18 protein-coding genes are annotated in these 23,405 nt (G+C 72.5%); 12 read left to right on the top strand and 6 right to left on the bottom strand.

Annotated elements, in window-relative coordinates; translation table 11 throughout:
- Positions 1-4: 4 nt before the first annotated feature.
- Both ACFYXK_RS00675 and ACFYXK_RS00670 read left to right on the top strand, forming a co-directional pair.
- Positions 5-1,903, top strand: coding sequence for a TerD family protein (locus ACFYXK_RS00675; RefSeq protein ID WP_389409179.1), 1,899 nt, complete (start codon positions 5-7; stop codon positions 1,901-1,903).
- A gap of 219 nt (positions 1,904-2,122) precedes the next feature.
- Positions 2,123-3,106, top strand: coding sequence for a TerC family protein (locus ACFYXK_RS00670; RefSeq protein ID WP_389409178.1), 984 nt, complete (start codon positions 2,123-2,125; stop codon positions 3,104-3,106).
- A gap of 19 nt (positions 3,107-3,125) precedes the next feature.
- Here ACFYXK_RS00670 and ACFYXK_RS00665 read toward each other — a convergent pair whose 3' ends face one another.
- The 3 genes from ACFYXK_RS00665 to ACFYXK_RS00655 form a co-directional block, all read right to left on the bottom strand.
- On the bottom strand, positions 3,126-4,520 hold the full coding sequence (locus ACFYXK_RS00665) for an MFS transporter (RefSeq protein ID WP_389409177.1): 1,395 nt from the start codon (positions 4,518-4,520) through the stop codon (positions 3,126-3,128).
- Between the two features lie 103 nt (positions 4,521-4,623).
- Positions 4,624-5,280, bottom strand: coding sequence for an MBL fold metallo-hydrolase (locus ACFYXK_RS00660; RefSeq protein WP_389409176.1), 657 nt, complete (start codon positions 5,278-5,280; stop codon positions 4,624-4,626).
- Positions 5,281-5,289: 9 nt separating this feature from the next.
- The gene (locus tag ACFYXK_RS00655) at positions 5,290-5,988 is read right to left on the bottom strand and encodes a maleylpyruvate isomerase family mycothiol-dependent enzyme (protein WP_389409175.1); all 699 of its coding nucleotides are present in this window, start codon (positions 5,986-5,988) and stop codon (positions 5,290-5,292) included.
- A 186-nt stretch (positions 5,989-6,174) separates the two neighbouring features.
- On the opposite strand from ACFYXK_RS00655, the gene uvrA reads away from it, so the two are divergent.
- The gene (uvrA, locus tag ACFYXK_RS00650) at positions 6,175-9,150 is read left to right on the top strand and encodes an excinuclease ABC subunit UvrA (RefSeq protein WP_389409174.1); all 2,976 of its coding nucleotides are present in this window, start codon (positions 6,175-6,177) and stop codon (positions 9,148-9,150) included.
- A 124-nt stretch (positions 9,151-9,274) separates the two neighbouring features.
- Here the strand turns inward: uvrA and ACFYXK_RS00645 are convergent, their stop codons facing one another.
- The gene (locus ACFYXK_RS00645; RefSeq protein WP_389409173.1) at positions 9,275-9,925 is read right to left on the bottom strand and encodes an NAD(P)-dependent oxidoreductase; all 651 of its coding nucleotides are present in this window, start codon (positions 9,923-9,925) and stop codon (positions 9,275-9,277) included.
- Positions 9,926-9,988: 63 nt separating this feature from the next.
- Here ACFYXK_RS00645 and ACFYXK_RS00640 point away from each other — a divergent pair, with 63 nt between their 5' ends.
- Positions 9,989-10,594 carry a TetR/AcrR family transcriptional regulator gene (locus ACFYXK_RS00640; RefSeq protein WP_389409172.1) on the top strand — a complete coding sequence of 202 codons (606 nt, stop codon included), beginning with the start codon at positions 9,989-9,991 and terminating at the stop codon, positions 10,592-10,594.
- Here ACFYXK_RS00640 and ACFYXK_RS00635 read toward each other — a convergent pair.
- Complete coding sequence (locus ACFYXK_RS00635; protein ID WP_389409171.1) at positions 10,584-11,471, bottom strand: carbohydrate kinase; 888 nt, start codon at positions 11,469-11,471, stop codon at positions 10,584-10,586. The two genes, ACFYXK_RS00640 and ACFYXK_RS00635, sit on opposite strands and share 11 nt — an antisense overlap.
- 146 nt (positions 11,472-11,617) lie before the next feature.
- Between ACFYXK_RS00635 and ACFYXK_RS00630 the strand changes: the two genes are divergently transcribed.
- Positions 11,618-12,049, top strand: a complete 432-nt coding sequence (locus ACFYXK_RS00630; RefSeq protein WP_389409170.1) for a Rieske 2Fe-2S domain-containing protein — start codon at positions 11,618-11,620, stop codon at positions 12,047-12,049.
- A 76-nt stretch (positions 12,050-12,125) separates the two neighbouring features.
- On the opposite strand, the gene ACFYXK_RS00625 is transcribed toward ACFYXK_RS00630, so the two are convergent.
- Entirely contained in the window at positions 12,126-13,055 is a 930-nt protein-coding gene (locus tag ACFYXK_RS00625; protein WP_389409821.1) for a hypothetical protein, read from the bottom strand.
- Positions 13,056-13,351: 296 nt separating this feature from the next.
- Here ACFYXK_RS00625 and ACFYXK_RS00620 point away from each other — a divergent pair, with 296 nt between their 5' ends.
- From ACFYXK_RS00620 to ACFYXK_RS00590, 7 genes are all read left to right on the top strand, one after another.
- Positions 13,352-13,963, top strand: a complete 612-nt coding sequence (locus ACFYXK_RS00620) for a papain-like cysteine protease family protein (RefSeq protein WP_389409169.1) — start codon at positions 13,352-13,354, stop codon at positions 13,961-13,963.
- A gap of 5 nt (positions 13,964-13,968) precedes the next feature.
- The gene (locus ACFYXK_RS00615; RefSeq protein ID WP_389409820.1) at positions 13,969-14,778 is read left to right on the top strand and encodes a hypothetical protein; all 810 of its coding nucleotides are present in this window, start codon (positions 13,969-13,971) and stop codon (positions 14,776-14,778) included.
- Between the two features lie 294 nt (positions 14,779-15,072).
- Positions 15,073-17,109: an excinuclease ABC subunit UvrC gene (gene uvrC, locus ACFYXK_RS00610; protein WP_389409168.1), complete on the top strand. Its 2,037-nt coding sequence runs from the start codon at positions 15,073-15,075 to the stop codon at positions 17,107-17,109.
- 32 nt (positions 17,110-17,141) lie between these two features.
- Positions 17,142-18,089: an RNase adapter RapZ gene (gene rapZ, locus ACFYXK_RS00605; RefSeq protein WP_030292208.1), complete on the top strand. Its 948-nt coding sequence runs from the start codon at positions 17,142-17,144 to the stop codon at positions 18,087-18,089.
- On the top strand, positions 18,086-19,156 hold the full coding sequence (yvcK, locus tag ACFYXK_RS00600; RefSeq protein WP_383508568.1) for a uridine diphosphate-N-acetylglucosamine-binding protein YvcK: 1,071 nt from the start codon (positions 18,086-18,088) through the stop codon (positions 19,154-19,156). Before rapZ ends, yvcK begins: the two co-directional genes overlap by 4 nt.
- On the top strand, positions 19,147-20,136 hold the full coding sequence (gene whiA, locus ACFYXK_RS00595) for a DNA-binding protein WhiA (RefSeq protein WP_030160342.1): 990 nt from the start codon (positions 19,147-19,149) through the stop codon (positions 20,134-20,136). The genes yvcK and whiA overlap by 10 nt, the downstream gene beginning before the upstream one ends.
- 158 nt (positions 20,137-20,294) lie before the next feature.
- Positions 20,295-23,249 (top strand): M14 family zinc carboxypeptidase, encoded by a 2,955-nt coding sequence (locus ACFYXK_RS00590; protein WP_389409167.1) that lies wholly within the window; start codon positions 20,295-20,297, stop codon positions 23,247-23,249.
- Positions 23,250-23,405 lie beyond the last annotated feature (156 nt).

Raw genomic sequence — 23,405 nt, 5'->3', positions numbered from 1 at the left:
CACGATGACGGCCGAACTGGTCCGGGGGCAGAACCATCCCCTGTCCCGGACGCAGGTGGAGATCAGGGTCTCGGCGGGCACCCCCGTCCTGGCCCTGGCCTCGGCCTGCGACGACGCGGGCCGGCTGGCCGGCCCCGAGTCGGTGGCCCACCCCGGCGCCCGGAGCCTGCCCGGGCTGGAGGTGCCGGGCGCCGTGGCGGGCGAGCACCGCTTCGCCGTCGACCTCGACGCCGTCGCACCGTCCGTGCACCGGCTCGGGGTGGTGCTCGTCCTGCCGCCCGGCGGCCCGACGCGCTTCGGCGCGGCCCCCGCCTCGTACGTGGCCGTGGCCGACCCGGAGGGCGCCGAGCTCGCCGGGTACACCGTGACCGGGCTGGAGTCCGAGACCGCCGTCGTGGCCCTCGAGCTCTACCGGCGCCAGGGCGCCTGGAAGGTCCGCGCCGTGGGCCAGGGGTACGCCGACGGGCTCGGCGCGCTGCTCGCCGACGCCGGACTGGGCGCACCGGCCGCCATCGCGCTCGCCGCCGCGGTCGTGGGAGCGGCCGCGCGGGACGAGGCCGCGCGCCCGGCCGCGCCCACGGTGTCCCTGCCCACCGCGCCCCTGCGCCCCGGGGCACCGCTCGGCCGCCCGGAACCGCAGGACGCGGCTCCGGCCGCGCCCGCCCCGGCGGACACGCTCGACTACGTGCACCCGCGCCGGCGCCGCAGCACCACCGAGCCGCCCGAACCGGCGCCGCAGGCCGCCGAGCCCGCGCAGCCCGGCCGGCCGCCCGTGCCCGTCGCCGGCGACGCCAGCGGCTGGTCCATGGACGAGCGGCTCTACAACCAGGTCTGGGGCATGTTCGAGGACCTGGCCCGTTCGGTGGCCGCCTACCGCAGTGCCTGCGACTTCGCCGAGTCCCGGATGGACCGCGAGCTCGACGATGCGCTGTCCGACCCCCGCCACCGGCTCGCAGGCTCCGGCAACGCCGCCCGGGACGAGGCCCGGGCCCGCCACGACGAGCTCGTCGGCCAGGCCAAGGCCGTGCTCGACCGGGACCTCGCCCAGCTGATCGCCGAGTCCGAGGTGGTCGAGCCCGCGCTGCCCGCCCCGTACGCCCGCTGGGCCAACCCCGTCTGGCACGGGCACGGGGTCCCCGAGGAGGCCCCGATGGCCCTGCGCCTCGGCGACCTGCACCTGCCCGAGCGGCCCGACCTGCGGATCCCCATGCTCGTGCGGCTCCCGCTCGAGCGCGGGCTGTGGATCGACAACGGCCGCACCGGCTCCGAGGCGGCCATGACGATGGACACCGACCGACTGCGCCGGGCCGCCATGGACATGGCCGTCGCCCACGCGGTCCGGCTGCTCGCGGTCCATCCCGGGGACCGGTTCCGCGTGCACGTCATCGACGCGGCCGGGGCGGGCGCCGCCTCCCTGGCACCGCTCGTCGCGGCCGGGGCGCTGGCCGGCCCGCCCGCCGCCGGGGCCACCGGGGTCAGCCAGACCCTGGAGGAGCTGACCCGGCGGGTGGACCTCGTACAGATGGCCGTGCGGGCCGGGGCGCCCGAGGAGCTGCCTCCCGATGTGGACACCGCCGACCAGCTGCTGATCGTGCACGACTTCCCGCACGGCTTCGACGACCGGGCCGTGACCCGGCTGCGCTACCTGGCCGACGAGGGGCCGGCGGTCGGCGTGCACCTGCTGATGGTGGCGGACCGCGACGAGGCCTCGGCGTACGGGCCGCTGCTGGACCCGCTGTGGCGCTCGCTGATGCGGCTGTCGCCGGTGCCGGACAACCATCTCGCCGACCCCTGGGTCGGCCATGCCTGGACCTTCGAGCCGGACCTGCCGCCGCAGGGCAGCCGAGTCCTGGAGCAGACCCTGGACCGGATCGCCGCGGCCCGGCGCAATTCCCGTCCATGACCGATCCTTGGGGTTCTCTTTACCTTTCCGGGGTCTGACGGGTAACCTGGGTGCGCGGAGGGGAGTATTCCTGCTTTCCTGCTACGGCGTACCCGTCAATACGGACCAGTCGGTCCCGGGGCGCCGGCCCACGGCCTCCAGGCCGCCCGGGTGGAAGAGACCTCCGGCAGCGATGACGCTGACATGTGTGCTGAGCCATCTGCCGGAGGCGAATAAGCAGTGGATGTTTCGTTGACCCTCTGGGTGCTGACCATTCTCGGTCTGAGCATCCTCATAGGCGCCGATTTCTTCATCGGCCGCAAGCCCCATGACGTGTCGGTGAAGGAAGCCGGCATCTGGACGGTCGTCTGGATCGTGCTCGCCGTACTCTTCGGCCTCGGCCTGATGTTCTTCGGCAACAGCCAGGCCTCCCAGGAGTTCTTCGCCGGCTTCATCACCGAGAAGTCCCTGAGCGTGGACAACCTGTTCGTGTTCGTCCTGATCATGGCGAAGTTCGCGGTGCCCTCCCAGCTCCAGCAGCGCGTGCTGCTGGTGGGCGTGCTGATCGCCCTGGTGCTCCGCGCGATCTTCATCGCGGCCGGCGCCGCGATCATCACCAACTTCTCGTGGGTCTTCTACATCTTCGGCGCGTTCCTCGTCTACACCGCCTGGAAGCTCATCCAGGAGGCGCGCCAGGACGAGGACGAGGAGGAGTTCGAGGAGAACCGCCTCCTCAAGTCGATCGAGCAGAAGTTCGGCGTCGCCGACCAGTACCACGGCACCAAGCTCTTCATCCGGAACAACGGCAAGCGGATCCTGACCCCGCTGATGATCGTGATGCTGGCCATCGGCACCACCGACGTGCTGTTCGCCCTGGACTCGATCCCCGCGATCTTCGGCCTCACCCAGGACCCGTACATCGTCTTCACCGCCAACGCCTTCGCCCTGATGGGTCTGCGCCAGCTGTACTTCCTCATCGGCGGCCTGCTCAAGAAGCTGGTCCACCTCAGCTACGGCCTGTCCGTCATCCTCGGCTTCATCGGCATCAAGCTGGTGCTGCACGCCCTCCACGAGTCCGGCGTGCACGTCCCGCAGATCTCCATCCCGGTCTCCCTGGGCGTCATCTGCGGTGTCCTGGTGATCACCACCATCACCAGCCTGATGGCCTCGAAGAAGCAGGCGGCCGCCGAGGCCGCCGCCCGCCCGGAGAGCGTCGACGCGTAGGACCCACGGCCCCGAGGGGCTACGCGGGGGCGGCCGCTCCGGCCGCCCCCGTTCCCGTACCCGCGCTCGTGCCCGACTCCGTACCGGGGCCGGTCGTCCGTTCCCGCACGACCGTCGGGTTCGTCTCCGGGAGCAGCGCGAAGCAGACCAGGCTGAGCAGCGCGACAGCGCTCAGGTACACGGCCACGCCCCACGGCGGACCGGAACCGTCCGCCAGCGCCGTCGCCACGATCGGGGTCAGCGCGCCGCCCAGCACCCCGCCCAGGTTGTAGCCCACGGCCGCGCCCGTGCAGCGGATCCGCGGGGCGTACAGCTCCGGCAGGTACGCGCCCACCACGGCGAACATCGTCACCATGCCCAGCAGCCCGCCGAGGCAGCCCAGCGTCATCAGCAGCGGGTCCGCGGTGCGCAGCAGCGCGACGAACGGGAACATCCAGACCAGGCACAGCGTGCAGCCGACCAGGCAGAGCGGCCGCCGGCCGTGGCGGTCGCCGAGCACCGCCATCACCGGGGTCATCAGGCCCTTGAGCGCGACGGCCGCCATGATGCAGGCCAGCATCACCGTACGGTCCACGCGCAGGTGCTCGGTCGCGTACGCGAGGGACCAGGTGGTGACCGCGTAGAAGACCGCGTACCCGACGGACAGGGCCCCGCCGGTCAGCAGGAGCAGCCGCCAGTGCCCGCGCACCACCTCGGACAGCGGGGCGTCGGAGCGCCGGCCGGTCTCCGCGAGGGCTCGGAACTGCGGGGTCTCCTCCACCGAGCGGCGCAGCCACAGCCCGGCGAGGGCCAGGACGCCCGCCGCCCAGAACGGCACGCGCCAGCCCCAGGAGGCGAACTGCCCGTCGGTCAGCGTCGCGGACAGGGTGAGGGTCATGCCGTTGGCCAGGAGGAAGCCCACCGCCGGGCCGGCCTGCGGGAAGCTCGCCCACAGCCCGCGCCGCTGCTCGGGGGCGTGCTCGGCGGTCAGCAGGACCGCGCCGCCCCACTCGCCGCCGAGGCCGAGCCCCTGCAGGAAGCGCAGCACCAGCAGCAGGAGGGGCGCTGCCATCCCGATCGTCGCGTACGTCGGCACGCAGCCGACCGCCACCGTGGCGAGGCCCGTGAGCAGCAGGGAGGCGAGCAGGACCGGGCGCCGCCCGTAGCGGTCGCCGATGTGGCCGAAGAGCACCGAGCCCAGCGGGCGGGCGAGGAAGCCGACGCCGAAGGTGCCGAAGGCGGCGAGGGTCCCGGCGAGCGGGGAGAAGGACGGGAAGAAGAGCGGGCCGAGCACGAGGGCGGCGGCCGTGCCGTAGACGAAGAAGTCGTAGAACTCGATGGCCGTTCCGGCGAGCGAGGCCGAGGCCAGCCGCAGCATCGAGGGAGAGCGGGGAACGACGGCGAGGGGGCGGGCGGGGGAGGGGTCTTGTTGCATGGTGCAGCAATTACCCCGCCCCACACCCCCAGGACGTGCGTTCGGTCATCTTCGACCGGAAGGAGTGCTTCCTGTCGCGGTGTTGACCGGGACCGGGCGGGTGTTACCAGCCGCGCTCGCGCCATTCGGCCAGGTGCGGCCGCTCCGCGCCGAGCGTGGTGTCGCCGCCGTGCCCCGGGTAGACCCAGGTCTCGTCCGACAGCTGCTCGAAGAGCTTGTGCTGCACGTCGTCGATGAGGCGGGCGAAGGCCTTCGGGTCGTTGTTGGTGTTGCCGACGCCGCCCGGGAACAGGCAGTCCCCGGTGAACACGTGCGCATGCCCGTGCGGGTCGTCGTAGATCAGGGCGATCGAGCCGGGGGTGTGCCCGACCAGGTGGCGGGCGGTCAGCGTGACCCGCCCCACCCGGATCGTGTCCCCGTCCGCCACGGGCACGTCGGTGGCCACCGGGATGCCCTCGACGTCGTCGGCGCCCGCGTAGGTGCGCGCGCCGGTCGCGTCGACCACGGCCTGGAGCGCACCCCAGTGGTCGCCGTGCCGGTGCGTCGTGACGACGGACGCGATGCCGTCGTCGCCGATCAGCTGCAGCAGGGTCGCCGGCTCCGCTGCCGCGTCGATCAGCAGCTGCTCGTCGGTGGCCCGGCAGCGCAGCAGGTACGCGTTGTTGTCCATGGGGCCCACCGCGACCTTGGAAATCATCAGGTCCGGGAGTTCGTGCACGTCGGCCGGACCGCCGACCTTGACCGCTCCGCTGTACGTCATGTCCTGATCCTAGAGTGGGGGGAGGGCCGGCAGGAGGCCGCCCACGACAGTGAGGTGCGCGCCCCGGTCCCCGCGCCCGGCCAGCCAGCCGAGGAGCTCGGGCCCGGTGCCGACCAGGGTGACCGGGCCGCCCTCGGCGCCGCCGGTGTGCCACGTGGAACCGCTGCCGTCGCCCTCGATCTGGAGGGTCACCGGGGGCACCTCGGGGCGCCCGGCCCAGCGGTCGGCGAGGAAGGCGATCTCGCGCCCGGTGAACTCCTCCGGGAGGTCGGAGAGCTCGTAGCCGATGTTCAGGTCGACGTGGTGCAGCTCGACCTCGACGAGGCGGCGGAAGGGCACGTTCGCGGCCAGGTCGGTGACCCCGTTGCGCAGCTCGACGGTGCGCGACCAGTCCTGGTCCTGCCCGGTCTGCGCCAGGAAGCCGGCGTGGGTCTCGCGCAGGTCGGCGAGCTGGACGTCCAGCGGGCGCAGGGCGTCGCGCTCGATGTCGCCGTCGCGGGCCTCGGCGCTCGCGTACATCGGGCGGCCCGCGAAGACGTTGACGAGGGCGTCCGCGTTGCGCGCGAGGTGGGCCAGCACGTGGCCGCGGGTCCAGCCCGGGAGGTGTGACTCCTCGGCCAGGGCGGCGTTGTCCAGTTTCGCGACCGCGGTCAGCAGTCGGTCCGTGGCTTCACGTACAGATTGCAGGTCGTGCACATGATCAGTCATGGATCCGAGCCTAGTGCCGCGGTGCCCCGACCACACGAACGGGTGAAGCCGTCCGGGGAGTGCCGTAAATCGAATGCGCGTGCTATACGCTCGAAGTCCAAGCTCTCTTCCCCGTTGCAGAGGCGCCCCCCATACCCTGGGACGGGGGCCCGTGCCCCCGCTCTCTCAAGAAAGGTGCGGACCGGCGTGACCGACCGTCTCATCGTTCGTGGCGCTCGCGAGCACAACCTCAAGAACGTCTCGCTCGACCTGCCCCGCGACTCACTCATCGTCTTCACCGGACTCTCCGGTTCGGGCAAGTCCTCCCTGGCCTTCGACACGATCTTCGCCGAGGGCCAGCGCCGCTACGTCGAGTCGCTCTCGTCGTACGCCCGCCAGTTCCTGGGGCAGATGGACAAGCCCGACGTGGACTTCATCGAGGGGCTCTCGCCGGCCGTCTCGATCGACCAGAAGTCGACCTCGCGCAACCCGCGCTCGACGGTCGGCACCATCACCGAGGTCTACGACTACCTCCGCCTGCTCTTCGCGCGCATCGGCAAGCCCCACTGCCCCGAGTGCCGCCGCCCCATCTCCCGCCAGTCGCCGCAGGCGATCGTCGACAAGGTGCTCGCGCTCCCCGAGGGCAGCCGCTTCCAGGTGCTCTCGCCGCTGGTGCGCGAGCGCAAGGGCGAGTTCGTCGACCTCTTCTCCGACCTCCAGACCAAGGGCTACAGCCGGGCGCGGGTGGACGGGGAGACCATCCAGCTCTCCGAGCCGCCCGTGCTGAAGAAGCAGGAGAAGCACACGATCGAGGTGGTCATCGACCGCCTCACCGTCAAGGACAGCGCCAAGCGCCGGCTCACCGACTCCGTGGAGACCGCCCTCGGGCTCTCCGGCGGCATGGTGATCCTGGACTTCGTCGACCTCGCCGAGGACGACCCCGAGCGCGAGCGGATGTACTCCGAGCACCTCTACTGCCCGTACGACGACCTGTCCTTCGAGGAGCTGGAGCCGCGCTCCTTCTCCTTCAACTCGCCCTTCGGCGCCTGCCCCGAGTGCACCGGCATCGGTACGCGCATGGAGGTCGACCCGGAGCTGATCGTCCCCGACGAGGACAAGTCCCTGGACGAGGGAGCGGTCTCCCCGTGGTCCCTCGGTCACACCAAGGACTACTTCCAGCGGCTGATCGGCGCGCTCGCCGGCGAGCTGGGCTTCCGTACGGACATCCCGTGGGCCGGGCTGCCGCAGCGGGCGAAGAAGGCCCTGCTGTACGGGCACAAGACGCAGATCGAGGTCCGCTACCGCAACCGGTACGGGCGCGAGCGGGCGTACACGACGGCCTTCGAGGGCGCCGTGCCGTTCGTCAAGCGCCGGCACTCCGAGTCCGAGAGCGACGCCAGCCGCGAGCGCTTCGAGGGCTACATGCGCGAGGTGCCCTGCCCGACCTGTGAGGGCACCCGGCTCAAGCCGATCGTGCTCGCGGTGACGGTGATGGAGAAGTCCATCGCCGAGGTCGCCGCGATGTCGATCAGCGAGTGTGCGGACTTCCTCGGGCGGATGCGGCTCGACGCCCGCGACAAGAAGATCGCCGAGCGGGTCCTGAAGGAGGTCAACGAGCGGCTCCGCTTCCTCGTCGACGTCGGCCTGGACTACCTCTCGCTGAACCGCGCCGCCGGCACCCTGTCGGGCGGCGAGGCCCAGCGCATCCGCCTCGCCACCCAGATCGGCTCCGGCCTGGTCGGCGTGCTGTACGTACTGGACGAGCCCTCCATCGGCCTGCACCAGCGGGACAACCACCGGCTGATCGAGACGCTGGTGCGGCTGCGGGACATGGGCAACACCCTGATCGTGGTCGAGCACGACGAGGACACCATCAAGGTGGCCGACTGGGTCGTGGACATCGGCCCGGGCGCCGGCGAGCACGGCGGCAAGGTCGTGCACAGCGGCTCCCTGAAGGAGCTGCTGAAGAACGGCGACTCGATGACCGGGCAGTACCTGTCCGGGAAGCGGTCCATCGCGGTGCCGGACGTCCGGCGGCCGGTGAACGGGGATCGGAAGCTCACGGTCCACGGCGCCAAGGAGAACAACCTGCGGGACATCGACGTGTCCTTCCCGCTGGGCGTGCTCACGGCGGTCACGGGCGTGTCGGGGTCGGGCAAGTCGACGCTGGTCAACGACATCCTGTACACGCACCTGGCACGCGAGCTGAACGGCGCCCGGTCGGTGCCGGGACGGCACACGCGGGTGGACGGGGACGACCTCGTCGACAAGGTCGTGCACGTCGACCAGTCGCCGATCGGCCGGACCCCGCGCTCCAACCCGGCGACGTACACGGGCGTCTTCGACCACGTGCGCAAGCTCTTCGCGGAGACGATGGAGGCGAAGGTGCGCGGCTACCTGCCGGGCCGCTTCTCCTTCAACGTGAAGGGCGGCCGCTGCGAGAACTGCTCCGGCGACGGCACCATCAAGATCGAGATGAACTTCCTGCCGGACGTCTACGTCCCGTGCGAGGTCTGCCACGGCGACCGGTACAACCGGGAGACGCTGGAGGTCCACTACAAGGGCAAGTCCATCGCCGAGGTCCTGAACATGCCGATCGAGGAGGCGCTGGACTTCTTCGAGGCGGTGCCGACGATCTCGCGGCACCTGAAGACGCTGAACGAGGTGGGCCTCGGGTACGTCCGGCTCGGCCAGTCGGCGCCGACGCTCTCGGGCGGTGAGGCGCAGCGCGTGAAGCTGGCGTCGGAGCTGCAGAAGCGGTCGACGGGCCGGACGGTGTACGTGCTGGACGAGCCGACGACGGGTCTGCACTTCGAGGACATCTCGAAGCTGATCAAGGTGCTGTCGGGGCTGGTGGACAAGGGCAACTCGGTGATCGTCATCGAGCACAACCTGGACGTCGTCAAGACGGCCGACTGGGTCATCGACATGGGCCCGGAGGGCGGTTACGGAGGCGGCCTGGTGGTCGCCGAGGGCACGCCGGAGCAGATCGCCTCGGTGGGCGCGAGCCACACGGGCAAGTTCCTGCGGGACATCCTGGGGGCGGAGCGGGTCTCGGACGCCGCGTCGCTCGCGGCCCCGCCGAAGAAGGCCGCCGCGAAGCGGACCCCGGCCAAGAAGGCGGCGGCTCCGGCGAAGACGGCTGCCGCCAAGAAGACGACGGCCCGGGCCCGCAAGGCCTGACCGCGCGGAGCCGGGCGCAGGAGGCCCCCGCAGCCGGACGGCTGCGGGGGCCCTCCTGCGCTCCCGTGCGCCCACGGGCGGCTCCACCCCCGTGGGGGCCGCCCTCGGCAAGGCCCCGCCGGGGTCAGGCCGCCACGCCCACCGCCCGGCGGGCCGTTGCCGGGTCCGTCAGCGAGGCCAGCAGGGCGTCCGCGACATCCGCGCGGGAGATCGTGCGGGCGTTGGGGACGTTGGCGCCGATGGCCCGGCGGTAGCTGCCGGTGTGCGGCCTGTTCAGGAGGCGCGGCGGGCGGATCACCGTCCACTCGGTGCCGCTGGCGCGGATCGTCGCCTCCATGACCGCCAGGTCCGCGTACAGGTCGCGCAGGGCCCGGCGCAGCAGCGGGAGGAAGACCTTCCGGGCCACGAACCCGTCGGTCTCGACGTCCGGGCCGACCGGGGCCGCGCTCACCGCCGCCAGGCGGCTCACGCCCGCCCGGTCCATCGCCGACACGACGGCCCGCAGCGCCGGCCCGGTGACCGGGGTGAGCCGGGCCTGCTTGTTGCTCGCCGATCCCAGGGCCGAGATCACCGCCGACCGGCCCGCGAGGACCGGCAGCAGCGCGTCCTCGTCCGTCAGATCGCGTACCACGGCCACCCGGAGGCGGTCGTGCGCGGGCACGCCCAGCCGGGCGGGGTCGCGGACCACCGCCGTCACCTCGTGACCCGCGTCGAGGGCCTGTCGGACGACCTCGCGGCCGACACCGCCCGTGGCTCCGAACACCGTCAGTTTCATCGCCGGCTCCCGTCCAAAGGTGGGTGAGTATTTACTCACCCCTTCTTCCGCTAGGGTGAGTGAATGCTCACCCCGAAGTCAAGCCGGCCCACGCCCGAGCGGCTCCTCGACGCCGCCGAGACGCTCATGCGCACCATCGGCCTCGCCAACACCACCACCAAGGCCATCGCCCGCGAGGCCGGCTGCTCGGAGGCCGCGCTCTACAAGCACTACGCGAACAAGGAGGAGCTCTTCGTGCGCGTCCTCATGGAGCGCACCCCCAACGCCGGGCCGCTCATGGCCGAGCTCGCCGGAGACCAGGACGAGCGCTCCGTCGAGGAGGCGCTCACCGCGATCGCCCGCCACGCCTCGCTCTTCTACGCCGACGCCATGCCCATGGCCGCCTCGCTGTTCGCCGAGCCCGCCCTGCTGACCCGCCACCGCGAGGGAGTCCAGGAGATCGGCACCGGCCCCCATGTCGTCCGCGACGCCCTGACCGGCCGGCTGCGCCGCGAGCTCGAGCGGGGGCGGCTGCGCCCCGACGCCGATCCGGAGGCGGCCGCCGAGCTGCTGCTCGGCGCCTGCTTCCAGCGGGCCTTCTTCCTGCACTTCTCGGGCCCGGAGGTGGTCCGGCCCGTCGAGGAGTTCGCCCCCGCCGTGGCCCGGACCCTGTGGGCCGCTATCCGCTGAGCTCCTGCGCGTACGGCGGCTCCGCGCCCGAGCGGGTGCAGGTCAGCGCCGCCGCGTGGGCCGCGTAGGCCAGCACGCCCGGCCAGTCCACCGGGCCGCCGGCCGGACCCGCCGGACCTGACAGGCGGTGCAGCAGGGCCGCGTTGACGGTGTCGCCCGCGCCGATCGTGTCCGCCACGGCGACCCGGCGGGCCGGCGCCGTGTACTGCGCACCCTCCCGGGTCCGGACCGTCAGCCCCTGCCCGCCCCGGGTCAGCACCACCGCCGAGGGCCCCGCCGCCAGCCAGTCCGAGACCCGGCCGCCCAGCCACCGGGCGTCCTCCTCCGACAGCTTGAGGACGGACACGTACGGCAGCCAGCCCAGGAACCGGGCCCGGTACGCCGCCGGATCCGAGATCAGCGCCGGGCGGATGTTGGGGTCCAGCAGGGTCAGCACCCCGCGCCCGGACTCCCGGCGCAGCAGGGCCTCGTACGCGCTCGCACCCGGCTCCAGGGCGAGGGAGCAGGTCCCGAGCGCCAGGGCCCGGGTACCTGCGGGGAGCGCCTCGGGCAGGGTGAAGAGCCGGTCGGCCGTGCCCTCCACGTAGAAGCCGTACGCCGCCGAGCCGTCCGGGGCCAGCGAGGGCACGGCGAGGGTGGTGGGCTCCGGCCCGCGCTGGACCAGCGAGAGGTCCACCCCGGCCGCATGCAGCCCGGAGAGGAGGCTCTCGCCGAAGCCGTCCGTCGAGACCCGGGAGCAGAAGGCGACCTCCGCACCGAGACGGCCCAGCGCGAGGGCGGTGTTGTACGGCCCCCCGCCCGGCCGCGGCACGAGCGCGCCCGGCGGCTGCGCCACGGGCACGAGGTCGATCAGGGCTTCTCCACCGACGACGATCACGCGGGGGAAGGTATCCCATCGGGCGGCGGAACCGGGCGGCGGTATCGTCGGGGGGCCCGCCGGCAGCAACACCGGCAGCACGGGCAGCACCGCCGGAACCGGCAGCACCGCCGGAACCACCAGAACCTTCAGGCCAGGAGAACCGCATGTCCGCGTCGCAGTCCGCCGCCCGCCGTACCGTGCTCAAGGGCGCCGCCGCGATCGTCGGAGCCGTCGGCGGCGGGACGGCGCTCGCGGCCTGCTCCACCGAGAGCAACAGCGGCTCCGGCTCCCCGGCGGTCCCCGCCGCCCCGGTGGAGCTCGGCGCCGCGTCCGAGGTCCCGGTCGGCGGGTCGAAGCTGTTCCGGAACCAGAAGCTGGTCGTCAGCTGCCCGGCGGAGGGCCAGTACAAGGCGTTCAGCGCCCAGTGCACGCACGCCGGCTGCGTCCTGGACAAGATCGTCGAGGGCGAGGGCAACTGCCCCTGCCACGGCAGCCGCTTCGACGTGACCACCGGCAAGGTGCTGCGCGGCCCGGCCGCCGACCCGCTGCCCGCCGTCCCCGTCAGGGCCGAGGGCGGCAAGCTCGTCGCGGGCTGAGCCAGGGGGTGTCTTGTGGATCAGGCCGGATCAGGCACCGGACACCGCGAGCCCGGCATGATCCACAAGACACCCCCTACGCCCAGTCCCAGGCGATCCCCAGCAGGCCGCGCCGCACCCCCGGCTCCACGAGGTGCACGGCCCGGTGGCGCCCGCTCGGCGTCAGGTCCGCCAGCCCGCTGCGCGGCGCGCCCGGCCCGGACCGGCTGAACCGCCGGCAGCGCACCGGCAGCGCCGCCTCGTCGAAGCGGACCTGGAGCACGTACTGCCCGCCGCTGTAGCTGAACCCGCGGACGTACTCGGTGCAGCGGGCGCCGGTCCCGTCCTCGAAGCCGTACCCGAAGACGTAGGTGTCCCCGGCGCGCAGCCGGGCGTCGAAGAGCAGCTCGGCGACCAGCACCTCGGCCTCGCGGTGCCAGCGGACGCGTCCGGTCCGGCAGTTCTCGTCCGCCCGGACGCGGACCCTGGCCGGGTCGCAGCCGGGGTCGCCGTGGTGGACGGCAAGGTACCGGTCGACCCCGTCGCGGTGGGCCCGTACGACGTGCTGCGACTCGCGGCCCAGCAGTTCGCCGCCCGCCCCGATCCGTACCCGCTCGTGGTGGCCGACGGTGTGCAGGCCGCCGTCGGCGGGCAGTTCCATGCCGGCCAGCAGCCCCTCCACGGCTGCGCCGACGCTGACCAGGGCCCGGTACGAGCGGGCCGGGGGGCGGACCGCCTCGGGCCCGGCGCCCTCAGGGGCGGCCAGCAGCCGCAGCAGGGTGCCCTCGGGCAGTTCCAGGATCTGTTCCAGGGCCCGTACGGCCTTCAGCGACTCGGGGCGGCGCGGCCGGCGGGCGCCCTGCTGCCAGTAACTGAGGCTGGTCACGCCGAGCTTGATGCCACGGGCCGCGAGGCGGTGCTGGATGCGGTGCAGGGGCAGGCCGCGGGCGGTGAGGGCGGCGCGCAGCGCGAGATGGAAGGGTCCGGCGCTCAGGAGTTGCCCCAGCTCCTGAGCGCTGCCGTGCATGCTGCCCCGAGCGCTTGCGCGCGTGCTCTCCCCGGTCGACCGCATGACGGCTCCTCCTGTGAACATTCACGCACGGTGGGGCGGAAGAGCCCGCCGGTGGCACCCGGGGTCCAGGTGAAAGGACGGCAGTCATTCACACTGCGGCCCCGCCGTTCACACTGCAATGTCACGGCGTATTGAAGCCTGTTGACCTGATCGCGACAACACCCTGATGCTCGGCAGCAGCGTCCGGACGCGCTCCTCCATCCCCACCCTCCCCGGCCCCACCGGGGAGATCCCCACACGGGAGGAACGCGATGCGCAACCGAAACCGGCGGCGGCTTTCCCTGGCCGCCGTCCTCACCGCCGTGCTCTTCGCCCTGCCCACCGCCACTGCCACCGCCACCGCGGCCGGTGTCGGTGCCGCCACCGGCACCGACTCCGCCCTGGCGTACAAGCGCCTGAACATCACCATGCAGGCCCAGCAGAAGACCAACTGGTGCTGGGCCGCGAGCGGCAACACCATCGCCACCTGGTTCGGCCGCAACTACACCCAGAACCAGTTCTGCAACGCCGCCTTCAACCGCCAGCAGGGCTACGACTGCCCCAACAACCAGGCCACCCTCGGCAACGTCCAGACCGCCCTGAACTGGGCCGGCATCAACTCCGGCTCGTACGTGAACGGCTGGCTGCGCTACACCACCGTGCAGAGCGAGATCGACGCGAACCGGCCGGTCGAGACCCGGATCCAGTGGTCCGACGGCGGCGGCCACATGCACGTCATCTACGGCTACGACACCGCCAACAGCTGGGTCTACTGGGGCGATCCGTGGCCGTCGAGCGACCGCTACAACTGGGCTTCGCACGCCTGGTACGTGGACAACAGCACCTTCTCCTGGACCCACTCGCTCTACCGGATCGGGGCGTGAGCGCCATGACCGCCGTCACCGTCATGACCAGGCGTGCCTCCGCCGCGCTCCTCGCCGCGAGCGCCGCCGCCCTCATCGGCGCAGCGGCCCCGCAGGCCTCGGCGGCGCCCGTGCCGCAGCCGCAGTCCGCCACCGCCGAGACGAAGGCCGCGGCGGCGCAGGCGGCCGCCGCCCCCGAGACCCTGGCCACGCTCTCCCGCTTCTTCGCCCGGGAGGGCAAGGTCGCGCCCGACGCGGCCCGGCCGCGGGTCGAGGGCGAGGCGATACCGGTCAGCTACCTCTCCCCGGACTTCGTGGCGGGCAAGGCCGGGGCGTCCGTGGCCCGGCTGGAGTTCCTCGCCAGCAAGGCGGTCTCCTCGGACGGGCAGCGGGCCGCGCTGTGGACCGCCCGGACCGAGGCGGGGTGGCAGGTCGTGAACATCGCCACCGGCGACGACGAATTCCGCTACGCGCAGCTCGGTGCCGCGAAGCTGCCGGGCGGGACGGTGTTCCGGGAACCGCAGATCGACGCGTGGTACGTCGCCGGGGGGAGCCGGGTGCTGCCGCTGGACGAGGACGCCGAGCGCGCCGTCGGGGCGGGGGGCACCAGCCTTGCCGCGTACCGGTCGCGGGTGACGCGGGCGTACGGCGACAAGCTGCCGGGGTCGGCGTACGCGGAGCGGGGCAAGGCCGGGGGCTACTCGGCGGCCGCCGCCGAGGCCACCGCCGATGCGGGTACGCCGGTGGCGGCCGGAGCCGCAGGAGCGCTCGCGCTGGGCGCGGCCGGATGCGTGGCCGTGCTGCGGCTGCGCCGGCGCACCGCTGCGCAGGGCTGACCCCCGTGACCCCCGCAGGGTCCGGCCGTCCCCCCGGACGCCGGGCCCTGCGGGCTGCAATGCCCGTCCCCGCCCTTCTCCCGTTCACCGGGCCCCGCCCGGCCCCGGCCCTCGAGCGCGGGGCGGGCCGGAGGCGGGGACTCCGCCCGCCCCGCCCCTGAAACCGGGAGCTCCGGAAGGCCCCGGGGCCCCGCCCCGTACCCCGCGCCCCGAACGCCGGCGGGGCCGGAGTGACACCCCGGAGAGAGGGATGGCGGGGGTTCGTTGTCAGCCCCCGCAAGTAGGGTGGTTGGCATGGCCGACCCTTCCAGCTACCGTCCCGCGCCGGGGCAGATTCCCGACTCCCCGGGGGTCTACCGATTCCGCGACGAGCACCGCCGGGTGATCTACGTCGGGAAGGCCAAGAGCCTGCGGCAGCGGCTGGCCAACTACTTCCAGGACCTCGCCGGGCTGCACCCCCGTACCGCCACCATGGTGACCACGGCCGCCTCCGTCGAGTGGACCGTCGTCTCCACCGAGGTCGAGGCGCTGCAGCTCGAGTACTCCTGGATCAAGGAGTACGACCCCCGGTTCAACGTCAAGTACCGGGACGACAAGAGCTACCCCTCCCTCGCCGTGACGATGAACGAGGAGTACCCGAGGGTTCAGGTCATGCGGGGGCCCAAGAAGAAGGGCGTGCGGTACTTCGGGCCCTATGGGCACGCCTGGGCGATTCGCGAGACCGTCGACCTCATGCTGCGGGTGTTCCCGGTACGGACCTGCTCCGCCGGGGTGTTCAAGCGGTCCGCGCAGATCGGCCGGCCCTGCCTGCTCGGCTACATCGGCAAGTGCTCCGCGCCCTGCGTCGGCCGGGTCACCCCCGAGGAGCACCGCGAACTCGCCGAGGACTTCTGCGACTTCATGGCGGGACGGACCGGGGCGTACCTCTCCCGGCTCGAGCGGCAGATGCACGAGGCCGCCGAGGAGATGGAGTACGAGAAGGCCGCCCGTCTGCGCGACGACATAGGAGCGCTGCGCCGGGCCATGGAGAAGAACGCCGTCGTCCTCGCCGACGCCACGGATGCCGATCTCATCGCCGTCGCCGAGGACGAGCTCGAAGCGGCCGTGCAGATCTTCCACGTACGCGGCGGCCGGGTCCGCGGCCAGCGCGGCTGGGTCACCGACAAGGTCGAGGCCGTCGACACCGCCGGGCTCGTCGAGCACGCCCTCCAGCAGCTCTACGGGGAGGAGACCGGGGAGAGCGTGCCCAAGGAGGTGCTGGTTCCGGCGCTGCCCGAGGACACCCCGGCGCTGGGCCAGTGGCTCGCCGAGCGGCGCGGGTCGCAGGTCAGCCTGCGCATCCCGCAGCGCGGGGACAAGAAGGCGCTGATGGAGACCGTCCACCGCAACGCGCAGCAGTCCCTGGCCCTGCACAAGACCAAGCGCGCCAGCGACCTCACCACCCGCTCCCGGGCCCTGGAGGAGATCGCCGAGGCCCTCGAGCTGGACAGCGCGCCGCTGCGCATCGAGTGCTTCGACATCTCGCACCTCCAGGGCGACGACGTGGTGGCCTCGATGGTCGTCTTCGAGGACGGGCTGGCGCGCAAGAGCGAGTACCGGCGCTTCCAGATCAAGACGTTCGAGGGGCAGGACGACGTCCGGTCCATGCACGAGGTGGTGTCCCGGCGCTTCCGCCGCTACCTCCAGGAGAAGCTGAAGACGGGGGAGTGGTCCCCGGAGGACGGGGAGGACCCCCTCGCCGAGGACGACGGGCGGCCCAGGCGCTTCGCGTACCCGCCCCAGCTCGTCGTGGTCGACGGCGGGCAGCCGCAGGTGGCGGCCGCGAAGCGGGCCCTGGAGGAGCTCGGCGTCGACGACGTGGCCGTGTGCGGGCTGGCCAAGCGGCTGGAGGAGGTCTGGCTGCCCGGCGAGGACGACCCGGTCGTGCTGCCCCGCACCAGCGAGGGCCTCTACCTGCTCCAGCGGGTACGTGACGAAGCCCACCGGTTCGCCATCCAGTACCAGCGGAACAAGCGCGGAAAACGCCTCAAGGCGGGCCCGCTCGACGAGGTGCCCGGTCTCGGGGAAAGCCGCAGGCAGGCCCTGGTCAAGCACTTCGGTTCGGTGAAGAAGCTGAGACAGGCGACAATCGACCAGATCTGCGAGGTCCCGGGCATAGGCCGCAAGACGGCCGAGACCGTGGCCGCGGCGCTCGCCCGGTCGGTTCCCGCCGGTCCTGCCGTCAACACGGCGACAGGAGAGATCATTGAGGATGAGACCCCGCCCACGCGGGTGGGGGCACCTCCCGGCGGCAGCCGGGAGACATCGTCCGAACGGGGGACCGAGCAATGACCGAGCGCGAGACCGAGCAGACGACCGACGAGATGACCGACCACACGACCGAGCACGACCGAGACGGAGCACAGGTGAGCACGGGCACGACAGCGGAGCCCGGAGATACCGCCGAGGCGGCCATCCCCGAGCTGGTGATCATCTCCGGGATGTCCGGGGCCGGCCGCAGTACGGCGGCCAAGTGTCTGGAGGACCTCGGCTGGTTCGTCGTCGACAACCTCCCGCCGGCGCTGATCCCCACCATGGTGGAGCTCGGTGCCCGCTCGCAGGGCAACGTGGCGCGCATCGCGGTCGTCGTCGACGTCCGCGGCCGCCAGTTCTTCGACGCCCTGCGCGAGTCCCTCGCCGACCTCGACAGCAAGGGCGTCACCCGGCGCATCGTCTTCCTGGAGTCCTCCGACGACGCGCTGGTCCGCCGCTTCGAGTCGGTCCGCCGCCCGCACCCCCTCCAGGGCGACGGCCGCATCACCGACGGCATCGCCGCCGAGCGCGACCTGCTGCGCGAGCTGCGCGGCGACGCCGACCTGGTCATCGACACCTCCAGCCTGAACGTGCACGAGCTGCGCGCGAAGATGGACGCCCAGTTCGCGGGCGACGAGGAGCCCGAGCTGCGGGCGACCGTCATGTCCTTCGGCTACAAGTACGGCCTGCCCGTCGACGCCGACCTCGTCGTCGACTGCCGCTTCATCCCGAACCCGCACTGGGTCCCCGAGCTGCGCCCCTTCACGGGCCTCAACCCGGAGGTGTCGGGCTACGTCTTCAGCCAGCCCGGCGCCAAGGAGTTCCTCGACCGCTACACCGAGCTGCTCCAGCTCATCGCCACCGGCTACCGCCGCGAGGGCAAGCGGTACGTGACCATCGCGGTCGGCTGCACCGGCGGCAAGCACCGCAGCGTGGCCATGTCCGAGAAGCTCGCTGCCCGCCTCGCCTCCGAGGGAGTCGAGACCGTCGTAGTCCACCGGGACATGGGGCGCGAGTGACCGGACGCACCCTGCGGCTGCGCCGCCTGCGCCGCCTCACCTCGGGGCGGGGCGAGGACGGCGCGGGCCGCACCGGGCTGCGCCGCGGCGCAGCCCCCAAGGTGGTCGCACCCAAGGTCGTCGCGCTCGGCGGCGGCATGGGCCTGTCGGCCTCCCTGGCAGCCCTGCGCCGGATCACCGGCGAGCTCACGGCCGTGGTCACGGTCGCCGACGACGGCGGCTCCAGCGGGCGCCTGCGCGAGGAGCTCGGCGTGCTGCCGCCCGGCGACCTGCGCAAGGCGCTGGCCGCGCTGTGCGGGGACGACGACTGGGGCCAGACCTGGGCCCGGGTGATCCAGCACCGCTTCCAGTCCGAGGGCGACCTGCACGGGCACGCCGTCGGCAACCTGCTGATCGTGGCCCTGTGGGAGCAGCTCGGCGACCCCGTCCAGGCACTCGACCTGGTGGGGAAGCTGCTGGGCGCGCAGGGCCGGGTCCTGCCGATGTCGGCGGTGCCGCTGGAGCTCCAGGCGCTGGTCCGCGGCCACGACCCGGCCCGCCCGGGCGAGGTCGACACCGTCCGGGGGCAGGCCACGGTGGCCACCACCCCCGGCGAGGTGCTCTCCGTGCAGGTCGTGCCCGGCGATCCGCCCGCCGTGCCGGAGGCCGTCGCCGCGGTCCTGGACGCGGACTGGGTGGTGCTCGGTCCCGGATCCTGGTTCTCCTCCGTGATCCCGCACCTGCTGGTGCCGGAACTGCTCGACGCGCTGATCGAGACGAAGGCCCGCAGGGTCCTGTCGCTGAACCTCGCGCCGCAGCCCGGTGAAACAGAGGGCTTCTCTCCGCAGCGTCATTTGGAGGTTTTGGCCCGACACGCCCCTAAACTCGCCCTGGACGTGGTGCTGGCCGACGAGGCCGCCGTGCCCGACCGCGAGTCCCTCGCCGATGCCGCAAAACGGTTCGGTGCCGCGGTCGAGCTGGCGCCGGTGGCCAGGGAAGACGGCTCTCCGAAGCATGACCCGGAGCTGCTCGCCGCCGCGTACGACCGTATTTTTCGGATGCATGGAAGGATCGGCCCATGGCGATGACGCCCGCGGTGAAGGATGAGATCTCCCGCCTCCCCGTCACCCGGACCTGCTGCAGGAAGGCGGAGGTCTCGGCGATCCTTCGGTTCGCGGGCGGGCTGCACCTGGTGAGCGGCCGCATCGTCATCGAGGCGGAGCTGGACACGGGGATCGCCGCCAGACGCCTGCGCAAGGACATCCTGGAGATCTTCGGCCATTCCTCGGACCTGGTGGTCATGGCTCCCGGCGGCCTGCGCCGCGGCAGCCGGTACGTCGTCCGGGTCGTGGCCGGCGGCGACCAGCTGGCGCGCCAGACGGGCCTCGTGGACGGCCGCGGCCGCCCCATCCGCGGTCTGCCCCCGCAGGTGGTCTCCGGGGCCACCTGCGACGCCGAGGCGGCCTGGCGCGGCGCCTTCCTGGCCCACGGCTCGCTCACCGAGCCGGGCCGGTCCTCCTCCCTGGAGGTGACCTGCCCCGGTCCGGAGGCCGCCCTGGCCCTGGTGGGCGCCGCCCGCCGGCTCTCCATCGCCGCGAAGGCTCGCGAGGTGCGCGGCGTGGACCGGGTCGTGGTCCGCGACGGCGACGCCATCGGCGCACTGCTGACCCGGCTCGGCGCCCACGAGTCGGTGCTGGCCTGGGAGGAGCGGCGGATGCGGCGCGAGGTGCGCGCCACCGCCAACCGCCTCGCCAACTTCGACGACGCCAACCTGCGCCGCTCGGCGCGGGCCGCGGTGGCCGCCGGAGCCCGCGTCCAGCGTGCCCTGGAGATCCTCGGGGAAGAGGTGCCCGAGCACCTCGCCGCGGCCGGCCGGCTGCGCATGGAGCACAAGCAGGCCTCCCTGGAGGAGCTGGGCGCGCTCGCCGACCCGCCGCTGACCAAGGACGCGGTCGCGGGCCGGATCCGCCGCCTGCTGGCGATGGCGGACAAGCGGGCCCAGGACCTCGGCATCCCGGGCACCGAGTCGAACCTCAGCGAGGACCTGGCCGACAACATGGCCGGCTAGCCGCGCCTCGTCCCGTACGCCTCGTCCCGTACGCCGCAAGGGGGCCCGCACGTCACACGTGCGGGCCCCTTTGAGACACGCCCCATTGACATGAGCATCGCCTGATCGTGAGCCTGTCGTCCGAACGCTTTCGTGGCAGACGACGCCCAGGGGGGCACATGAGGCACCGCGCGAGATCGATCCTCGCCGCAAGCGCACTCGTCTTCGGAACCACACTGGCCGTCCTCCCGGCGGCCCACGCCCGGCCCGCAGCGGACGCCGCACCCGGCGCCGACGAGGTACGGGTCTACGACGCGGACGTCACCAAGGAGCAGATCCCGCTCCTCCTGGCCGCGGGCCAGGACGCCCAGGAGTTCACCGAACGCGTCCCGCAGACCGGGACCGCCAAGGTCGAGCTGTTCCTCACCGGGGGCCAGGCCAAGGAGCTCGCCGGCCGGGGCGTCAAGCTCGCCGAGCACGAGGTCCCCGCGGGCGCGGCCCGCTCCGAGGCCGTCGGCGACGGGGTCTTCCGCCCGTACAGCGGCAAGGGCGGCCTCCAGGAGGAGATCCTCAAGACCGCCCAGGCCAACCCGGGCCTCGCCAAGGTGGTCTCCATCGGCAAGACCGTCCAGGGCAAGGACATCCTCGCGCTGAAGGTCACCAAGAACGCCCGCACGACCAAGGACGGCGACAAGCCGTCCGTGCTCTACATGTCCAACCAGCACGCCCGGGAGTGGATCACTCCGGAGATGACCCGGCGGCTGATGCACCACACCCTCGACAACTACGGCAAGGACCAGCGGATCACCAAGCTGGTGGACTCCACCGAGCTGTGGTTCCTGCTGTCCGCCAACCCGGACGGGTACGACTACACGCACTCCCCCGACGGCGACCGGCTGTGGCGCAAGAACCTGCACGACAACAACGGGGACGGCAAGATCACCACCGGTGACGGCGTCGACCTCAACCGGAACTTCGCCTACAAGTGGGGCTACGACAACGAGGGTTCCTCGCCGAACCAGTCGAGCGAGACCTACCGCGGCACCAAGGCGTCCTCCGAGCCGGAGACCGTCGCCCTCGACGCGTTCGAGAAGCGCATCGGCTTCACGTACGCCATCAACTACCACTCCGCCGCCGAGCTGCTGCTCTACGGCGTGGGCTGGCAGGTGGCCACCCCGACCCCGGACGACGTCGCCTACAAGGCGCTCGCCGGCACCCCGGAGAACTCCGCGATCCCGGGCTACTACCCGCAGGTCTCCTCGGAGCTCTACACCACCAACGGCGAGGCCGACGGACACGCCGCCAACGTCAACGGCGTCATGATGTTCACGCCGGAGATGACCACCTGCCAGACGGCGTCCGCGAGCGACCCGAACGACCGGTGGAAGCCCGAGGACTGCCGGTCCGGCTTCAACTTCCCGGACGACGAGAAGCTCATCCAGGCGGAGTTCGCGAAGAACATCCCCTTCGCGCTCGCCGTCGGCGAGAGCGCCGCCCACCCGGACCAGCCGAAGTCCTCCGTGGGCCTGAGCGCCGCGGACTTCACGCTCGACCCCTTCGCCACCTCCTACGTGGCCAAGGGCGAGGACCAGACGGTGTCCGTCACCGCCCGCAAGGCGCTGAAGGACAAGCAGCTCAAGTTCCGCATCAACGGCGGCCGCACGCACGACGACGGGCTCAAGGCCTGGAAGGGCGGCGACGTCTACGGCGGCGACGACAACAACTGGTTCGACGAGTACCGGGCCAAGGTCGACGGTGCCAGGCCCGGCGACAAGGTCGAGGTCTGGTTCACGGGCCGCGACCGCTCGGGCCGGCAGGTCTCCAGCGAGCACTTCACGTACACGGTGGCCGAGCGGCCGCGCGCCGACGTGCTGGTGGTCGCGGAGGAGGGCGCCAAGGCCCAGCACGCCCAGGAGTACGTCGACGCCCTGCGCGCCAACGGGAAGTCGGCGGCGGTCTGGGACGTCGCCACGCAGGGCGCCCCGCACCACCTCGGCGTGCTCTCCCACTTCCGTACGGCCGTGCACTACACGGGCGCCAAGACGCCCGGCGGTGACACCCAGCTCGCCGTGCGCGACTTCCTCAACGAGGGCGGCAAGCTGATCGAGGCCGGCGAGCTCGCGGGCGGCAACGCCCAGGTCGGCCGCGCCGTGACCGACGACTTCAGCCAGTACTACCTCGGCGCCTACAGCCGTACGAGTGCCGGCGGAGCCAACGGCTTCACCGGTGCGGGTGGCCTCGCCGGCGCCAAGGGCGGCCTGGGCGACGCGGCGGGCAACCCGTTCAACGCCCCCGGGTCCTACGCGGTCACCTCCGACTCCCTGCCCGCCGCGCAGTTCCCGCAGTTCAAGAGCGCGCAGTCGGGCCAGTACGCCGGGGTCGTGAACCCGTACGCCCCCTACAGCGGCGCCGGGATGGCCGCGGCCACCCACGAGGACGACGAGTGGAAGCGGCTGACCCGCACGGTCGACCTGACCAAGGTCACCGCCGCCGACAAGCCGCAGCTGAAGATGGCCCTCAACTGGAACACCGAAAAGGGCTACGACCACGCGGTGCTCGAGGCCCACACCACCGGCGCCGAGGACTGGACCACGCTGCCCGAGGCGGGCGGCCTGAGCAGCACCGCCGTCCCGACGGAGTGCGAGGCCGGCTTCTTCGTCAACGGCCACCCGTTCCTGAAGCACTACCTCACCCTCGACAGCGCCGGCTGCACCGCCCAGGGCACCAGCGGTCAGTGGAACAGCTTCACCGGATCCTCCGACGGCTGGAAGCAGGTCTCCTTCGACCTGAGCGCGTACGCGGGCAAGACCGTCGAGGTCTCCCTCTCCTACGTCTCGGACGGCGGCGCCGGCGGCCGGGGCGTGTTCGCGGACGAGGCGCGCGTCTCGGTCGGCGGGGCAGACCAGGCCGTGGAGGGATTCGAGACCTCGCTGGGGGCCTGGACCGCCCAGGGCGCACCTGCCGGAAGCCCCGTGGTCGCGGGCGATTGGTCCCGGTCCGGGGAGCTGTTCAAGTCGTACGCGTCGGTCACTACGCGTAACACGGTGCTCCTCGGGTTCGGCCTCGAACACCTGCCGGCGGCGGCGGACCGAGCCGTACTCGTCGGTAAGGCGCTCAGGTCGCTGCACCGCTGATCATAAGAGCCCCCGTCGCTCACTCTGAGTGACGGGGGCCGGAGGTCCGGGGCCCCGCGCCGAGCGCACGGTACGGGGCCCCGGCTGCGGTCCCCCCATGTGGCAGGGGGAGTGTCAGGTCCCGGCCGATGTCACTCAAAAGCTCACGGAGAGGTA

Source organism: Streptomyces sp. NPDC002209, from assembly GCF_042890265.1.
Lineage (GTDB): Bacteria > Actinomycetota > Actinomycetes > Streptomycetales > Streptomycetaceae > Streptomyces.
This window is presented reverse-complemented; position numbering and strand designations above follow the sequence as displayed.

What these genes read in the sequence shown, in the direction of transcription:
- ACFYXK_RS00645 (WP_389409173.1), bottom strand. Translation starts at nt 9,925, where the DNA reads ATGAAACTGACGGTGTTCGGAGCCACGGGCGGTGTCGGCCGCGAGGTC.
- ACFYXK_RS00665 (WP_389409177.1), bottom strand. Translation starts at nt 4,520, where the DNA reads ATGCAACAAGACCCCTCCCCCGCCCGCCCCCTCGCCGTCGTTCCCCGC.
- ACFYXK_RS00640 (WP_389409172.1), top strand. Translation starts at nt 9,989, where the DNA reads ATGCTCACCCCGAAGTCAAGCCGGCCCACGCCCGAGCGGCTCCTCGAC.
- rapZ (WP_030292208.1), top strand. Translation starts at nt 17,142, where the DNA reads ATGACCGACCACACGACCGAGCACGACCGAGACGGAGCACAGGTGAGC.
- ACFYXK_RS00630 (WP_389409170.1), top strand. Translation starts at nt 11,618, where the DNA reads ATGTCCGCGTCGCAGTCCGCCGCCCGCCGTACCGTGCTCAAGGGCGCC.
- uvrC (WP_389409168.1), top strand. Translation starts at nt 15,073, where the DNA reads ATGGCCGACCCTTCCAGCTACCGTCCCGCGCCGGGGCAGATTCCCGAC.
- ACFYXK_RS00625 (WP_389409821.1), bottom strand. Translation starts at nt 13,055, where the DNA reads ATGCACGGCAGCGCTCAGGAGCTGGGGCAACTCCTGAGCGCCGGACCC.
- ACFYXK_RS00620 (WP_389409169.1), top strand. Translation starts at nt 13,352, where the DNA reads ATGCGCAACCGAAACCGGCGGCGGCTTTCCCTGGCCGCCGTCCTCACC.
- ACFYXK_RS00675 (WP_389409179.1), top strand. Translation starts at nt 5, where the DNA reads ATGACGGCCGAACTGGTCCGGGGGCAGAACCATCCCCTGTCCCGGACG.
- ACFYXK_RS00590 (WP_389409167.1), top strand. Translation starts at nt 20,295, where the DNA reads ATGAGGCACCGCGCGAGATCGATCCTCGCCGCAAGCGCACTCGTCTTC.
- ACFYXK_RS00615 (WP_389409820.1), top strand. Translation starts at nt 13,969, where the DNA reads ATGACCGCCGTCACCGTCATGACCAGGCGTGCCTCCGCCGCGCTCCTC.
- ACFYXK_RS00655 (WP_389409175.1), bottom strand. Translation starts at nt 5,988, where the DNA reads ATGACTGATCATGTGCACGACCTGCAATCTGTACGTGAAGCCACGGAC.
- ACFYXK_RS00660 (WP_389409176.1), bottom strand. Translation starts at nt 5,280, where the DNA reads ATGACGTACAGCGGAGCGGTCAAGGTCGGCGGTCCGGCCGACGTGCAC.
- whiA (WP_030160342.1), top strand. Translation starts at nt 19,147, where the DNA reads ATGGCGATGACGCCCGCGGTGAAGGATGAGATCTCCCGCCTCCCCGTC.